General features: G+C 44.8%; 16 protein-coding genes. 14 read left to right on the top strand and 2 right to left on the bottom strand.

The window, feature by feature from the left end; all coding sequences use genetic code 11:
* The first annotated feature begins 103 nt into the window (after positions 1-103).
* The 10 genes from iolB (at position 104) to E4T80_RS07090 (ending at position 9,897) form a co-directional block, all read left to right on the top strand.
* The gene (gene iolB / locus E4T80_RS07135) at positions 104-928 is read left to right on the top strand and encodes a 5-deoxy-glucuronate isomerase (RefSeq protein WP_135056641.1); all 825 of its coding nucleotides are present in this window, start codon (positions 104-106) and stop codon (positions 926-928) included.
* Between the two features lie 161 nt (positions 929-1,089).
* Positions 1,090-1,998, top strand: coding sequence for a glycine--tRNA ligase subunit alpha (glyQ, locus tag E4T80_RS07130; protein ID WP_135056637.1), 909 nt, complete (start codon positions 1,090-1,092; stop codon positions 1,996-1,998).
* A 50-nt stretch (positions 1,999-2,048) separates the two neighbouring features.
* Positions 2,049-2,345, top strand: coding sequence for a hypothetical protein (locus E4T80_RS07125; RefSeq protein WP_135056634.1), 297 nt, complete (start codon positions 2,049-2,051; stop codon positions 2,343-2,345).
* Positions 2,287-3,540, top strand: a complete 1,254-nt coding sequence (locus tag E4T80_RS07120; protein WP_194186391.1) for a hypothetical protein — start codon at positions 2,287-2,289, stop codon at positions 3,538-3,540. The genes E4T80_RS07125 and E4T80_RS07120 overlap by 59 nt, the downstream gene beginning before the upstream one ends.
* Before the next feature lie 53 nt (positions 3,541-3,593).
* The gene (gene glyS, locus E4T80_RS07115) at positions 3,594-5,660 is read left to right on the top strand and encodes a glycine--tRNA ligase subunit beta (protein ID WP_135056628.1); all 2,067 of its coding nucleotides are present in this window, start codon (positions 3,594-3,596) and stop codon (positions 5,658-5,660) included.
* 50 nt (positions 5,661-5,710) lie between these two features.
* On the top strand, positions 5,711-6,403 hold the full coding sequence (locus E4T80_RS07110; RefSeq protein ID WP_135056624.1) for a glycosyltransferase family 25 protein: 693 nt from the start codon (positions 5,711-5,713) through the stop codon (positions 6,401-6,403).
* Positions 6,404-6,412: 9 nt separating this feature from the next.
* On the top strand, positions 6,413-6,703 hold the full coding sequence (locus E4T80_RS07105; protein ID WP_135056621.1) for a DUF5377 domain-containing protein: 291 nt from the start codon (positions 6,413-6,415) through the stop codon (positions 6,701-6,703).
* Between the two features lie 6 nt (positions 6,704-6,709).
* The gene (xerC, locus tag E4T80_RS07100) at positions 6,710-7,615 is read left to right on the top strand and encodes a tyrosine recombinase XerC (protein ID WP_135056618.1); all 906 of its coding nucleotides are present in this window, start codon (positions 6,710-6,712) and stop codon (positions 7,613-7,615) included.
* 121 nt (positions 7,616-7,736) lie between these two features.
* A complete protein-coding gene (gene yidC, locus E4T80_RS07095) occupies positions 7,737-9,371 on the top strand; it encodes a membrane protein insertase YidC (protein ID WP_135056615.1) in 1,635 nt (544 codons plus the stop codon).
* A gap of 55 nt (positions 9,372-9,426) precedes the next feature.
* Entirely contained in the window at positions 9,427-9,897 is a 471-nt protein-coding gene (locus E4T80_RS07090) for a YchJ family protein (protein WP_135056612.1), read from the top strand.
* A gap of 102 nt (positions 9,898-9,999) precedes the next feature.
* On the opposite strand, the gene E4T80_RS07085 is transcribed toward E4T80_RS07090, so the two are convergent.
* Both E4T80_RS07085 and hemH read right to left on the bottom strand, forming a co-directional pair.
* Positions 10,000-11,904, bottom strand: a complete 1,905-nt coding sequence (locus E4T80_RS07085; RefSeq protein ID WP_228064893.1) for a site-specific recombinase — start codon at positions 11,902-11,904, stop codon at positions 10,000-10,002.
* Between the two features lie 259 nt (positions 11,905-12,163).
* The gene (gene hemH, locus E4T80_RS07080) at positions 12,164-13,123 is read right to left on the bottom strand and encodes a ferrochelatase (protein ID WP_135056606.1); all 960 of its coding nucleotides are present in this window, start codon (positions 13,121-13,123) and stop codon (positions 12,164-12,166) included.
* Positions 13,124-13,319: 196 nt separating this feature from the next.
* Here hemH and rpsL point away from each other — a divergent pair, with 196 nt between their 5' ends.
* The 4 genes from rpsL to E4T80_RS07060 form a co-directional block, all read left to right on the top strand.
* Complete coding sequence (rpsL, locus tag E4T80_RS07075) at positions 13,320-13,694, top strand: 30S ribosomal protein S12 (RefSeq protein ID WP_005543325.1); 375 nt, start codon at positions 13,320-13,322, stop codon at positions 13,692-13,694.
* A 126-nt stretch (positions 13,695-13,820) separates the two neighbouring features.
* Positions 13,821-14,291: a 30S ribosomal protein S7 gene (gene rpsG / locus E4T80_RS07070; protein WP_047977446.1), complete on the top strand. Its 471-nt coding sequence runs from the start codon at positions 13,821-13,823 to the stop codon at positions 14,289-14,291.
* 83 nt (positions 14,292-14,374) lie between these two features.
* A complete protein-coding gene (gene fusA, locus E4T80_RS07065) occupies positions 14,375-16,477 on the top strand; it encodes an elongation factor G (RefSeq protein ID WP_047977445.1) in 2,103 nt (700 codons plus the stop codon).
* Between the two features lie 69 nt (positions 16,478-16,546).
* Positions 16,547-16,672, top strand: a 126-nt coding sequence (locus tag E4T80_RS07060) for a GTP-binding protein (RefSeq protein WP_228074258.1), incomplete at its 3' end; no start/stop codon positions are given.

The following is a 16,672-nucleotide window of genomic DNA, read 5'->3' as shown; positions in this document are numbered from 1 at the left end:
TCATTTTTGTGATCTGGTTAGCAAGTTTGCACATTGCTGGTATTCAATTTGAGAAAGCCGGCGTATAGTTTTCCTACCTGACTATTTAGATAAAGAGGTTGTTATGTCTAGTCCACTTCTCTCGAAACCGAATGTGCAGCAAGCCGACGGTTTAATTCAACAGATCACGCCCGAAAATGCGGCTTGGGAGTATGTTGGGTTTGAGGTTTATCAGCTCAAGCAACAGCAAATCACCCTTGAAAGTGATCACAATGAATTATGCTTGGTGTTTGTTACCGGCTTTGGCTCGGTGTATGTCGATGATTATGCGTTTGAAAATATCGGTAATCGCATTACACCGTTTGAGAAAATCCCTCCCTACGCTGTTTATATTCCGCCGCATAAACAGGTGCAGGTAACTACGGAGCTGACGTTAGAATTAGCCGTATGCAAAGCACCTGCTAAAGGTAACTATCCGGTTCGGCTGATTAGCCCGAACCATATCGGCATAGAGAAACGGGGCTTTGGGCGTAATCAACGTCTGGTGCACAATATTTTGCCGGAAACCGAACCCGCAGACAGTTTATTAGTGGTCGAAGTGTTTACCGATGAAGGCAATACCAGCTCTTATCCGAGCCATAAACACGATGATAAAAATGCGGATAATGAAACCTATCTGGAAGAAACCTATTATCATCGGTTCGATCCGCCACAAGGCTTTGCAATGCAGCGGGTTTATACCGAGGATAGAACATTAGATGAATGTATGGCGGTATATGATAAAGATGTGGTTAAAGTGCCGAGAGGCTATCACCCCGTTGCAACCATTGCCGGCTACAATAATTATTATCTCAATGTGATGGCAGGGCCGATACGGAAATGGCAATTTAGCTGGGAGCAAGATCATCTTTGGGTGAACGGCGAGTGTTATCAAGATAAGCATAAATAGTGAAAACGGTCAGCAAATTGCTGACCGTTCTGTTTTCAATCAAGGCGAAATCAACATTTGATATTTTTACGACTTGATGGGCGATCTTACTATCAATACTGGGATCGGGGTCGGTTTTTGAGTATAATGCTCAATTATTTTGCATATTGAAAAGAGTATTTATGAATCCGAAATTTAACGTCAAAACGTTTCAAGGTATGATTCTTGCCCTGCAAGACTATTGGGCAAGCCAAGGGTGTACCGTTGTGCAGCCGTTTGATATGGAAGTTGGCGCAGGGACATCTCACCCGATGACCTGCTTGCGTGCTTTAGGCCCTGAACCAATGGCATTTGCTTATGTTCAACCTTCCCGCCGTCCGACAGACGGTCGCTACGGTGAAAACCCGAACCGCTTACAGCACTATTACCAATTCCAAGTGGTGATTAAACCCTCACCCGACAACATTCAAGAACTTTACCTCGACAGCCTCAAAATGCTCGGCTTCGACCCAACTCAAAATGATATTCGCTTTGTCGAAGATAACTGGGAAAACCCGACGTTAGGAGCGTGGGGCTTAGGCTGGGAAGTATGGCTTAACGGAATGGAAGTTACCCAATTCACCTACTTCCAACAAGTTGGCGGCTTGGAGTGTAAACCTGTTACGGGCGAAATTACCTACGGCTTAGAACGTTTGGCGATGTATATTCAAGGCGTGGACAGCGTGTATGATCTGGTGTGGTCGGACGGTCCGCTCGGTAAAACCACCTACGGCGATGTGTTCCACCAAAATGAAGTGGAACAATCCACCTACAATTTTGAATATGCTGATGTAGATTTCTTATTCCAATGCTTTGAACAGTACGAAAAAGAAGCGCAAGCATTGCTTGGCTTAGAAAAACCGCTCCCATTACCGGCGTACGAACGTATTTTAAAAGCGGCACACAGTTTTAACTTACTTGATGCCCGCAAAGCGATTTCGGTAACCGAACGCCAACGCTATATTCTGCGTATCCGTGCTTTAACCAAAGGCGTTGCCGAAGCCTACTACGCCAGCCGTGAAGCCTTGGGATTTCCGGGGTGTAAAAAATAATATTTCCCTAGCCCCTCTTTTCCAAAGAGGGGAAGTTGAACGAGGTCAAAATGACAAAACCGATTTTATATTTTGCCCATTGGTGTCCGGATACTGCGCCGTTTATTGCTGAGCTTAATCGTTTAGGAATTGATTACGAACCCTGCGACATTACCGAAAGCGGTGCAAACTTTAAACCGTTTTTAAGACTGCGGGATCGTCATTCTGCCTTTAATAATGCAAAAGAAAATGGCTATATCGGTATTCCGGCGTTAGTGTTGGAGAATGGCGAGGTGGTTTTGGATTTGAATGCGTTACTGGGGATATTATGGCAGAGAGCTAGAGATAATAAAAATGAAGAAAATTAGCGATGAGCTAATCGAAAGCGCTTTACAAAGCAAAATTTTACAGGCGGACGGGTGTTGGCTATGGAATGGTAGCTTCTCTCGTGGTTCACCAATGCACACATTCCGTATTGATGGTGAGCGGGTATCTATCTCGCCACGCCGTTATTATGCTGAACAAGTTGGGTTAATGAATAACAAAGAGATTTATACTACTTGCGGTAACGAACACTGTGTGAACCCGTTGCATTTAAAAGCAGGGCATCATATTAACAACCGTAAGACAGTGAAAATCGCACGGGTTATTCACGCATACAAGAAAGCAAAGTCTGATAAAGCTGATTATGGCACGCAACTTGTAAATCATATAGCAACTGAACACGGTATAGCGGTTTCTACGCTGTATGGGTACATTAAGTTATATAAAGACAATCCTAAATTTTGGGAGGAGATATGGCAGAAATTGTCTTTGCCGACGACGGGATTAGAAGGTTTAGCTACCTCTCGTCCAGAAATTGAAAAAAGAATAATTATCGAAAAGCAGAAAAGAGAAATTGCTGAATTGCAAAGACAGTTAATAGAAAAGCAGCGAGCGATTGAAGCAGAACAACGTTGCCGTCAGGAAGAATGGGAAGCTGAACAAAGAAGACAAAAGGAAGCAGAGAAGAAAAGGCTTGCAGAAGAACAAGAAATTCAAAGAAAAAGGCAACAAGCAATACTGGATAGACAGGCATATGAAAAAAGGCTAATTATCGAAAAAAAACAAAAAGAGGAAGCGGAAAAAGAGAGAATAAGATTACAGGAACAAGAAATTCAAAGAAAAAGACAAGAAGCTATACTAGCTAGACAAGAAAGAGAAAGAGTCGAAAAAGAAAGAATTAGATTACAAGAGTTAGAAAAAGTGAAACAACAGGAAATTGCTGAGTTAGAAAGATTGAAGAAAATTGAAATAGATAATATATATAAAATACGTAATACACCTAAATTTATATTTGGAACGATACTTGAAGCGATTATTTTAATGATAATACTCGTTAGCGGTTTTGGTGTTATTACTTCTCGAGGAGATGAGAATATTTTATTGGGATTATTTCTTATTATATTTTCAACATGGTGGTTTTTTTATTCTAAGAATAGGATAAAGCAAGAAGAAAAATATCTGATAGATAACATTAATCGTGAATTTAATATGAAAATTAGTAAAGTAAAAGAGAAATAATCTATTTAAAACCCATTTATATAGAAAATTTACATTTTTTAGAGAAAACAAAAATGACAACCAAAACCTTCCTTGCCGAGATCGGCACAGAGGAGCTGCCGCCGAAGGCACTCAAAAAATTAGGGACTGCGTTTGCAGAGAATGTAGAACAGGCGTTAAACCAAGCTGGTTTGGCGTTTGACAAGGTGGAATGGTTTGCCAGCCCACGCCGTTTAGCCGTGAAAGTGCTGGGCTTGGCGGAAAGCCAGCCGAGCAAGCAGGTGGAAAAACGCGGGCCGGCGGTGTCGGCGGCGTTTGATGCCGAAGGTAAACCGACCAAAGCGGCGGAAGGCTGGGCGAGAGGCTGTGGTATCAGCGTTGAGCAGGCGGAACGTATTGCCACCGATAAAGGCGAATGGCTGGTTCACCGTGCCACCGTTGAGGGTCAGCCGACCAAAAATTTGATGGCGGAGATAATCAGCCAGTCCCTCGCTAAGTTGCCGATTCCGAAAACAATGCGTTGGGGCGATAAAACCGAACAATTCGTCCGCCCGGTGCATACCGCCACATTGTTATTTGGCGATGAGTTGATCGAAGGTGAAATTCTTGGCGTAGCCATTGGTCGCACTCTTCGTGGACACCGTTTCCTCGGCGAACGCCAATTTGAGATTGAGAATGCCGACCAATACCCACAGCTTTTGAAAGAAAAAGGCTCGGTGATTGCCGATTTCAACGAACGCCGTGCGCTGATTTTTGCAAAATCCCAAGAGAAAGCGACCGCTTTAGGCGGTGTGGCGGACATTGAGGACGACTTGCTTGACGAAGTTACCTCGCTGGTCGAGTACCCGAATGTGTTAGCGGCAACCTTTGAGGAGCGTTTCCTCGCTGTGCCGGCGGAAGCCTTAGTTTACACAATGAAAGGCGACCAAAAATACTTCCCGATTTATGATAAAGACGGCAAATTGTTACCGCACTTTATCTTCGTATCTAATATCAATCCTGATGATCCGACAGCGATTATTGAAGGGAATGAAAAAGTGGTACGCCCACGTTTGACCGATGCGGAATTTTTCTTCAAAACTGACTTGAAACAACGTTTGGAAGATTTACTTCCTCGCCTTGAAACCGTGTTGTTCCAACAGCAGCTTGGCACACTGCGGGATAAAACGGCTCGCATTGAGCAGTTGGCGGGTGAAATTGCGAAACAAATTGGCGCAGACGAGACGAAAGCCAAGCGTGCAGGCTTGTTGTCTAAATGCGATTTAATGACCAATATGGTGTTTGAATTTACCGATACCCAAGGGGTAATGGGAATGCACTACGCCCGCCACGACGGTGAAGACGAAGAGGTTGCCGTCGCGTTGAACGAGCAGTATATGCCGCGTTTTGCCGGCGATGCATTGCCGAACTCATTGGTGGCGTGTGCGGTGGCATTGGCGGACAAACTCGACACGCTCACCGGTATTTTCGGCATTGGTCAGCACCCGAAAGGCGATAAAGATCCGTTTGCGCTGCGCCGTGCCGCCCTTGGCGTGTTACGCATTATCGTTGAGAAAAAATTACCGCTGGATTTGGCGGATTTGGTCGAAAAATCGGCGGTACTGTTCGGCGATAAACTCACCAATAGCAATGTGGTTGCCGATGTGGTGGACTTTATGCTCGGGCGTTTCCGTGCGTGGTATCAAGACGAGGGTATTGCCGTTGATGTGATTCAAGCGGTGCTAGCTCGCCGCCCGACCAAACCGGCGGATTTTGATGCCCGTGTGCGTGCCGTGTCTCATTTCCGCACCCTTGAGAGTGCTGAAGCCTTAGCGGCAGCGAATAAGCGTGTGAGCAATATTTTGGCGAAGGCGGACGTTGCAATTAAAGCGATTGATCTGACCGCTTGTGTTGAAGCGACGGAGAAAACCCTTGCCGAAGCGGTGTTAGCGTTACAACAAGAGGTACAGCCGTTGATTGAACAAGGCGATTATACGGCGGTGTTAGATAAGCTGGCAGGCTTGCGTCAGCCGGTGGATAATTTCTTCGACAGCGTAATGGTGAATGCCGATGATCCGGCACTCCGCCAAAACCGCTTGGCGATTTTAAACACCCTTCAGCAGTTATTCTTGCAGGTGGCGGATATTTCGCTTTTGCAATAATTTAGGCTTAACAGACCGCTTGCAAGCGGTCTCTTTTTTGAGAGAATCGAATGTTTCAGGGCTATGTCATCAATTTGGATCGCCGCACGGATCGGCTCAGTCAATTCTATCAGCAGCAAGAAGCTCACAGCTTTCAGCGGGTGGCGGCGGTCGATAAGGAGTTTTTAGCTTTGATTGGCGATGGGCGCGAGGTGTTTAATACGGCGTTTTTCTGTCAATCTATTCAGCGACCGATCACATTGGGCGAAATTGGGTGTACACTTTCGCATATTAAAACGTGGCGATTGATTGCCGAAAATAATCAATTAGCCGATGATGATTTTGCGATTGTGGCGGAAGATGATGTGAAATTGATTGCAAATTTTTCGCAATATCTCACCGCTTGTTTAGCACATTTTAAGTCCACTCAAGCCGATATAGTTCTGTTGCAAAAATTAGAATTGGCGAAAGGCGGTAATGTCGCACTTTTTAGCGGCGGGGATCTGAATTATTTTGTGCCGAAAAGTGCGGTCGAATGCGATAATTACGGATCTTCTCTCTATTTAATCCGTAAATCTAAGGCGGTTTCATTGCTCAAACGATTAGAAGCGGAAAAGCCGGCTTGGCTTGCCGATCAATTTAGTCTGTTTTGTGAATTAGATAAGATGATTATCTTATCGCAACTGTTTGGTTATGTGCCGCCGGAAACAGAATCCGATTTAGAAAATGAGCGAAATCTTGCTCGTCAACAACCCCATAAATAAGAGGATATTATGCAAACTAAAACTGAAATTTTATTTAGTAATCAATGGGATGTACGCATTAGCGATCCCGGTTTGGAAGGGGCGATGAGCCACTATTTTGAAACGGTTTATCTCAATTTGGTTGCCCATATTGACGGTGAAAAAGTCTCTTACGAATTTACCCGTAAGGTTGAAAAAGAGGTGCAAACGCACTGTATTTTCCACCAAATTGATGAACTGTTTAAGTTTTTAGCCGATTATCTTGGGCCGGTGGCACTCGGTAATATCGGGGTAAAAATCGGTAAATTAGGCTTGGCGTAATTGGTGATGACCTTCCTTTACGCCGCTACGCAGCCCTACTGGGATTTTCTGCGGATTGAACGCCAAGCCAGCCCGCATACGTTGGCAAATTATCAGCGTCAGTTGAAAGCTGTGTGCGAACTGCTTACTCAAGCTGGCGTTGAGCAGTGGCAGGCTGTCGAGCCGACCACGGTGCGTTGGCTGCTGACGCAAAGTCATAAGCAGGGGTTGGGGGCGAAAAGCATCGGCTTACGCTTAGTCGCCTTGCGCCAATTTCTCGCTTTTTTAGTGCGGCGGGGCGAATTGGCGGTGAATGCGGCGGTGGGGATTAAATCACCAAAGGTGAGCAAACATTTGCCGAAGAATATGGAGGCGGAGCAAGTCGCACAACTGCTGAATGTGGATAGCGATCAGCCTCGGGATTTACGGGATTTGGCAATGATGGAGCTGACATACAGTGCCGGCTTGCGTTTATCGGAGCTGCAAGGTTTGGATCTTGCCGATTTGGATTTGAACGAGCGGGAAGTGAAAGTGCTGGGCAAGGGCAGTAAAGAGCGGATTGTGCCGATCGGCTCAAAAGCGGTACTGGCGGTGCAAAAGTGGCTGGCTGTTCGGTCGCAGTTCAAACCTTGTGAGAATGCGTTATTTCTTAACCAACGGGGCAAACGTTTATCGCAACGCAGTATTCAGCTTATAATGCAAAAGTGGGGTAAAAAGCAGGCGCTGGACAGCCACCTTCATCCCCATAAGCTACGCCACTCTTTTGCTACCCATATGTTGGAAGCCAGCCAAGATCTGCGGGCGGTGCAAGAATTGTTGGGGCATAGTAACTTGGCAACCACGCAAATTTATACTCATTTGGATTTTCAGCACCTTGCCAAAATTTATGATGCGGCGCATCCAAGGGCAAGGCGTAAGAAGGAAGAATTGTGATAACACGCAAGGTTTTGCTAAATTTCCCGACAAATAAATTGTTCAACCCTGTTGCCTATATTAGAATATGGGCTTTTCTATTTGGGATTTTCCCTTTCACTTTAACCACAGAGAACCTAAAATGAACTCAAACCGTAGTTTACTGATTATGGGTTTGCTACTTGTGTCATTCCTGATTTTTACGCAATGGCAACAAGATTTTGACCCTGAAATTCAGGCGCAAAAGCAAGCGGCAGCGCAAACGCAAGTTGCAAATCAATCGGGTGATGTACCCGCTTCCTCAAATCAATCTTCGCCTATTCTCGAACAATCCGCAAAGGGCAAAACGATTACCCTTGAAACCGATGTATTACGTTTAACAGTGGATACCCTCGGCGGTGATGTAATTGACTCTGATTTGTTAAAACACAATGCCGAGTTGAATTCGGATACCCCGTTTGAATTATTGCAGGATAACGGTAAAGTCTTATACGTTGCCCAAAGCGGTTTGGTGGGGAAAAACGGGATCGATACTAACGCCGGTCGCCCGCAATATCAGACAACAGCGGAGCGTTTTAGCTTAGCTGACGGGCAAGACGAGCTAGTTGTGCCGCTCGTATTTGAAAAAGAGGGCGTAACCTACACCAAAACATTCACCCTCAAACGCGGCAGCTATAATGTGGCGGTGGATTTTCACATTGATAACCGCACGGTAGACACCATCGAAGTGCAACCTTACGGTCAGCTAAAACACTCATTGGTGGAAAGCTCCGGTAATTTCGCAATGCCGACCTATACCGGTGGTGCTTATTCTTCTGCTGAAACCAACTACAAAAAATATAGCTTCGACGATATGGCGAAAGCCAATCTTTCCGTTGATACCAAAGCCGGCTGGGCAGCAATCTTGCAACACTATTTTGTGTCGGCGTGGATTCCCAACCAAGATGCCGAGAATAATCTCTACACCCGTACGGCAAACGGCGTAGGCACAATCGGTTATCGTGGGCCAATCACCCAAGTGGCAGCGAACAGCCAAGCAACAATCACCAGCCATTTATGGACAGGCCCGAAAGATCAGGCGGCAATGGCTGACGCGGCGAATAACTTTGATTTAACCGTCGATTACGGCTGGGCGTGGTTTATTGCAAAACCGTTATTCTGGTTGCTGACGCAAATCCAAAAATTAGTGGTGAACTGGGGCTTAGCGATTATCTGCGTAACGATTGTGGTCAAAACCATTCTATACCCGCTTACCAAAGCACAATACACCTCAATGGCAAAAATGCGTATGTTGCAACCGAAAATCCAAGAAATGCGTGAGCGTTTCGGTGATGACCGTCAGCGTATGAGCCAAGAGATGATGAAGCTCTATAAAGAAGAAAAAGTCAATCCAATGGGCGGTTGCTTACCAATTCTCTTACAGATGCCGATTTTCATCGCATTGTATTGGACATTTATGGAAGCGGTTGAACTGCGCCATGCGCCATTCTTCGGCTGGATTCAAGACCTCTCGGCGCAAGATCCGTACTACATTTTGCCGTTATTGATGGGTGGATCAATGTTCTTGTTGCAAAAAATGTCGCCGACGCCGGTTGCCGATCCTATGCAGCAGAAAGTAATGACTTTTATGCCGGTGATTTTCACGGTCTTCTTCCTATGGTTCCCGTCAGGCCTAGTGCTTTACTGGCTAACCTCTAACTTAATTACGATTACACAACAATGGTTTATCTATCGTAATTTAGAGAAAAAAGGCTTACACAGCCGTGTGAAGAAATAAGCCTTTATTGAGTAAAACCTGCGTGAAAACGCGGGTTTTCTTTTGGGAGATAAAAATGAACGAAGCCCTTTGCCCTTGCCAATCAACAATGCCCTATGCCCAGTGTTGCCGCCCTTTTCATACCGGTGAGCAATTGCCCCAAACCGCAGAGCAATTAATGCGCTCTCGTTATACGGCATACACTCGGCAAGATATTGATTATATTGTAAATACTACCGTGCCGAGCCAACAGCCCTTGTTGGATCGCAAGGCAATGCAGCAATGGGCGGCAACGACCCGATGGGCAGGTTTGACGATTGTTGCTCATCAACCACAGTTGGGCAAGCTGCATAGCAGCGTAGAATTTCACGCATTTTTTGACACGGAAAACGGGCGGCAAAGTCATCACGAACGTTCCTTATTTGTTCGGATTGACGGACGATGGTACTTTGTTGATCCCACTGTGCCGCTCCCAACCCAAAAAGCCCGGTGCCTGTGTGGTTCGGGTAAAAAATTCAAACATTGTTGCGGCACATTCGATTTCTGAAGCATAAACACGCGGTTGGTTTTTCTGCGATCTTTGCAAAAAGGACGCCATTGGTGTCCTTTTCGTTTGTAAAATCCGTGTTAAATCTAACCGCTTGTTGCGTTACGATTTATGCTCAAGTTGTAAGGGAAAAATTAAACTGAGCGGGCGTTGTTGTAAAATTCTACCCACGCAACGAATAATTTCCCGCCAGCTCTCGACTTCCGCATTCAGTGAACGCAGAGCAAGCGAGAGCGTGAGTGAGAAGCTGACGATTAAATTCACCGCACCGATGAGCAGCACGAAAGCAAGGCTTTGCCAGAAAATAGCCCAACCTAGTTCACCACTGATGATCGCATAGCCAATGTTGGCTGATGAGAAAGCGATGTGGCGGATATCAAGGGGTAAATCCAGCCAGTAGCCGACGACAGAGGTTAAACCCAACAGCATACCAAAGCAGAAATTCCCCATAATCGAACCGTAATTTTGATGCATATACTCGGCAAACCGCTCACGCAATGTCGTTGGCATTAGCCGTTTGAGCAGGGGGTGTTCTTGTAGCCGCATTCTCATATTTAGGTAATGGCAGCGGTTGTCGAAAAAGCCGGAGATAATGCCGGAGCAGAACAGCCATAGACCGGCAATAGCGGCAAACCATAGTGTGCCTTGGGTTGGATCGATACTGTGGAGTTGGTAGTGGATTTGATCGGCATTGAGCAGTGCTTGCCCTTGGGCATAGCGATAGCCCCACGCAATTAAAGCGGCAATGCCTACGGCAACCAGTACATTGCCGGCAACGGCGGCGGCTTGAGAGCGAAATACATCTACCAGTAATTGCGCCAATTTCATATTCACCGCTCGCCCTTGCGGGTTTTTACCCACCGCATCGGCAAAACGAGCGGCGGTCATTGCCGGTTGTTTAGTGGCAACGGTGAAGTGCAACATAAAAATCAGTGTAAAACCAATACCATAATTTAACCCTTCGGCAACGCCTTTCCAGACTTTGTCTTCTATTACGCCACCAAGATAAATTTTGAATAATGCCATCAAGGCAATCAGCACACCGCCTCCCGCTGCGGAGTAGAACATTGTCAAATATTCACGCTTGGAGCGGGTAATGTAATGTTCGCCGTGGTCGCTGGTGTTTTGTGTAATACTGCGGGAGAGCATATTAACGCTTTGTTTCCAGAGTTTTGACATACTGTGCTTGTCTGCTGAGGCAGAGGCAAGGTTAGCGGTCAGTAGCAATATACGGCGGGGTAGAAAACGGTTAGAGCCGAATACCTCCATTAACGCAGCTAAACGGTCGAGGGTTTGCTCCAAACGTTCGAGTAGATAGGCGACCCCAAGGGACGACCCCATTGTTGCCCCTTTCTTTTTAAGCCGTTCGATGAGTGCTTGGCTTTGATCGAACATTACCTGTAAATGGGCATCATCAAAGGCTTGATTAGTGCGGCGTGCATCAATCCAGTGCATTACTTCTCTCTGTAAGGCGACAAACGGGCTGTCGGCGTCAAATAAGCCTGGATCAAGGCGCATTAACTCCGGTTCCATTTCTTCTGCGGCTAACCAAATTGAGAGCATTTTTATGGCGAATAGACCTTCGTAGCGTAGGTGATTGTTCAGTGTCTCCCGATCGTGTGCCGAGGTATAGCGGTGTAGTACTTTTAACAGACTGCTCCAAGCCTGTAACGGCACGTTATTAAGCCATTGGCTATCATTCTTGTTATTGAATAAGAGGAAGAAAATATCACGCAGATCATTAACATCTTTGAAGGACGGATTGATTTTTTCATAAAAGCGAGCGCGCAGTTCCCGTCCAAAGCCCTCACGTCCTAAAATACCATTGCTGATGAGCAATGGGTATAGCCGCATACCGCAAAGCCAGCGACACAGTTGGGCGGCAAGATTTTCAGTTAAGGTTTTATGTTGTTTTAAATATTTGACCAACTGATAAAGGGCTTGCCCCCGCATTCCGTCTTCGCTGTTACGTAGCCATTGACAGAAGTGATTCAGTAGGGCAAACATATCGTTATCATTTAGTTTTTGTTCAATCAATGTAGTTAAATTGTCGTGATTGAGTAGGATTTTTGTCGTCAAAAAACACTCCTTATCGTATTGTTTTACAAATCTATTATCACTGTAACAAGCGGTCTTATACGACATAAAGTTTGCAAAACTAAGAGATTAAAAATAAATCTGCCCCTTGGCGAATGGGGCAGTGAGTTAGGTATTATATAGCTAGGATTGTTGTTTAATATAAAAACAACAAGACTGATAGGATAAATTATAGGTGCTTTTCAATGAGTTTTACAAGTACATCAATATGCTCGGCATTAGCATTGAGTGCAGGGATATAACGGTAACTTTCGCCACCGGCGTGTTCAAAATTCTCTCGGTTTTCTTCGGCGATTTCTTCGATGGTTTCAAGGCAATCTGCGGAAAAGCCGGGACAGATGACAGCCACTTTTTTCACGCCTTTTTGAGGGAAAGCGGATAGGGTTTCATCGGTATAAGGTTGTAGCCACTCTTCATCACCGAAACGGGATTGGAAAGAAACCTGCCATTGATTGTCGTTTAACCCAAGTTGCTCTGCGACAAGACGAGCGGTTTCCCGACAGTGTTGGGCGTAATAGTCGCCTTCCGTTTCGTAGCGTTTGGGAATGCCGTGGAAAGAGAAGAGCAACAATTCCTCTTCGGCGAGGGATACGGTATTAGATAACGTCTTGATATACAATGGATTATCGTGATAGCTGTGGATAAATTCAAAGGGGACTATCCCTTTGTGAGCGGCTAAACCACGTGCAAAAGCATCAAAGACGGAAGCGGTTGTGGTCGAACTATATTGCGGATAAAGCGGTAGTACGATGATTTTTTTAACTTGTTGGTTCAGTAACTTTCCTACGGCACTTTCAATACTTGGGTTGCCGTAACTCATTCCCAGTTCAACCACCACATTTTGACCCTGTTCGTCAAAGTAGCGTTGTACAGCTTGTTGTTGCTGGCGAGAGATGGAAAGAAGCGGTGAGCCTGCGTCTGTCCAGATAGATTGGTAAGCGGTGGCGACTTTGGGCGCTCTTTTCGGTAAAACCATACAATTCAGAATAAATTGCCATTTGAGTTTGGGTAAGTCAATGACGCGGGGGTCGCTTAAAAATTGTTTTAGGTAGCGTTTTACGGCGGGTGTTGTGGGTTCATCCGGTGTGCCTAGGTTGGCAAGTAGAATGCCGATTTTTTGAATTGACATAAAAATTCCTTAATTGTGATTTTATTTATGGCTATTATAGAAAATTCGTACCTTTTAGGCTATTTATCAAAGCAAGAGGTAAGGGCGGTAAAATGAAATGATCTTGACATTGATTGATTATCGTACTAGAATTTGCCGTCCTTCCTTTAAGGGTGGATTTTTTTATTGTTTTTTTATTTTAACTGGAGCTTAATTAATGGCAACTATCAACCAGCTAGTACGCAAACCGCGTGTGAAAAAGGTTGTAAAAAGCAACGTTCCTGCATTAGAGGCTTGCCCGCAGAAACGTGGTGTATGTACTCGTGTATATACTACAACTCCGAAAAAACCTAACTCAGCGTTACGTAAAGTATGCCGTATTCGCTTAACAAACGGTTTTGAAGTAACTTCTTATATCGGCGGTGAAGGCCACAACCTTCAAGAGCACAGTGTTGTGCTTATCCGTGGTGGTCGTGTTAAAGACTTACCGGGTGTGCGTTATCACACCGTACGTGGTGCATTAGACTGCGCCGGCGTTAAAGATCGTAAACAAGGTCGTTCTAAATACGGCGTTAAACGTCCTAAAGCTTAATGGTTCTCCGTTAAGTAAGGCCAAACGTCTAAATTAAATATTTAAACCTAAACTCCAGTGAATGTAGGCTTTGCCTCAACAAAGAGTTTTGGATAATCCTGAAGATTAAAAAACGGAGAATTTACAATGCCACGTCGTCGTAGTATTGAACCTCGCAAAATCCTTCCAGATCCGAAGTTCGGTTCAGAGTTACTTGCGAAATTTATTAATGTATTAATGGTAGATGGTAAAAAATCTATCGCAGAATCAATTGTGTATAGTGCATTAGATACTTTATCACAACGTTCCGGTAAAGAAGCGTTGGAAGCATTTGAAATCGCACTAGAGAATGTTCGCCCAACAGTTGAGGTAAAATCTCGTCGTGTAGGTGGTTCAACATATCAAGTACCTGTTGAAGTACGTCCTACCCGCCGTAACGCATTAGCAATGCGTTGGATTGTTGAAGCAGCACGTAAACGTGGTGATAAATCAATGGCGTTACGTTTAGCGAATGAACTTTCCGATGCAGCGGATAATAAAGGTTCAGCCGTTAAGAAACGTGAAGATGTTCACCGTATGGCTGAAGCTAACAAAGCGTTTGCTCACTTCCGTTGGTAATAAGTTTGTAGGCTTCATCTCGAATTTTGTGATGAAGCCTATTACTATATAAATAATTTACATTAGATTACAAGGTAATAATAATGGCTCGTGTAACCCCTATTGAGCGCTATCGTAATATCGGTATCAGTGCTCACATCGACGCAGGTAAAACTACTACCTCAGAGCGTATCCTTTTCTATACAGGCGTAAGCCATAAAATCGGTGAAGTTCACGATGGTGCTGCGACAATGGACTGGATGGAACAAGAACAAGAACGTGGTATCACAATCACGTCTGCGGCAACAACCGCATTCTGGTCCGGTATGTCTCAACAGTATCCGCAACACCGCATCAACGTAATCGATACTCCGGGACACGTTGACTTTACTATCGAAGTAGAGCGTTCAATGCGTGTACTTGACGGTGCGGTAATGGTTTACTGTGCAGTAGGTGGCGTTCAACCACAATCTGAGACTGTATGGCGTCAAGCAAATAAATATGCAGTACCTCGTATTGCATTTGTGAATAAAATGGACCGTACAGGTGCTAACTTCTTACGTGTTGTTGAGCAAATCAAAACACGTTTAGGCGGTAACTCTGTTCCGCTTCAATTACCAATCGGTGCAGAAGATAACTTCAAAGGTGTTATTGACCTGATTAAGATGAAAGCGATCAACTGGAATGAAGCTGATCAAGGTATGACTTTCACCTATGAAGATGTACCGGCTGATATGCTTGCTGAATGTGAAGAATGGCGTAACAACTTAGTTGAAGCAGCAGCGGAAGCCTCTGAAGAGTTAATGGAAAAATTCTTTGCCGGTGAAGAATTAACCGAAGAAGAAATCAAAACCGCATTACGCCAACGCGTATTAGCCGGTGAAGTAATTCCTGTTTGCTGTGGTTCTGCATTTAAAAACAAAGGTGTTCAAGCAATGCTTGATGCGGTAATTGATTACTTGCCGGCACCGACAGATATTCCGGCAATTAAAGGTATCAATTTAGATGAAACTGAAGGTGAGCGTCACGCAAGTGATGATGAACCGTTCTCATCATTAGCTTTCAAAATTGCAACTGACCCGTTTGTTGGTAACTTAACCTTCTTCCGTGTTTATTCAGGTGTGATTAATTCCGGCGATACAGTGATGAACTCCGTGAAACAAAAACGTGAGCGTTTTGGTCGTATCGTTCAAATGCACGCTAATAAACGTGAAGAAATCAAAGAAGTTCGTGCGGGTGATATCGCTGCAGCTATCGGCTTGAAAGATGTTGGTACGGGTGATACGTTATGTGCGATTGATGCACCAATCATTCTTGAGCGGATGGAATTCCCAGAACCAGTAATTTCTGTTGCGGTAGAACCAAAAACAAAAGCTGACCAAGAGAAAATGGGCTTAGCATTAGGTCGTCTTGCACAAGAAGACCCTTCATTCCGTGTTCATACTGATGAAGAATCCGGTGAAACTATTATCTCCGGTATGGGTGAGTTACACTTAGATATCATCGTTGACCGTATGAAACGTGAATTTAAAGTGGAAGCTAATATCGGTAAACCGCAAGTATCTTACCGTGAGACTATCCGTACTCGTGTTAACGATGTCGAAGGTAAACACGCAAAACAATCAGGTGGTCGTGGTCAGTATGGGCACGTTGTGATTGATTTGTATCCTTTAGATCCGGAAGGCCCTGGCTATGAGTTTGTTAACGAAATCAAAGGCGGTGTAATCCCTGGTGAGTACATTCCTGCGGTTGATAAAGGTATTCAAGAGCAGCTTAAATCCGGTCCATTAGCGGGCTATCCGGTAGTAGATTTAGGTGTGCGTTTACATTTCGGTTCATACCACGATGTTGACTCCTCTGAGCTTGCGTTCAAACTTGCTGCATCTTTAGCATTTAAAGCCGCATTCGCAAAAGCAAGCCCGGTATTACTTGAGCCAATTATGAAAGTGGAAGTTGAAACTCCACCGGATTATGTTGGTGATGTAATTGGTGATTTAAGCCGTCGTCGTGCAATGGTTAATGGTCAAGAAGCAAATGAATTTGTAGTTAAAATCAATGCTGAAGTACCACTTTCAGAGATGTTTGGTTATGCAACAGACTTACGTTCACAAACTCAAGGTCGTGCATCCTACTCAATGGAGCCGTTAAAATATGCTGAAGCACCGACAAGCGTTGCAGCAGCAGTTATTGAAGCGCGTAAAAAATAATCTTTTTGTCAAAACACCGTAGCACCTTAGTTTAGGTGCTACGGAATGTAAATTAAGGAAACATTAGCAATGTCTAAAGAAAAATTTGAACGTACAAAACCGCACGTTAACGTGGGTACAATCGGCCACGTTGACCACGGTAAAACAACTTTAACAGCAGCAATCACGACTGTACTTGCAAAACACTTCGGTGGT

Origin of the sequence: Muribacter muris, from assembly GCF_004569585.1 — a bacterium.
Lineage (GTDB): Bacteria > Pseudomonadota > Gammaproteobacteria > Enterobacterales > Pasteurellaceae > Muribacter > Muribacter muris.
The sequence above is the reverse complement of the archived record's forward strand: the minus strand, read 5'-3'. Positions and strand labels throughout refer to the sequence as shown.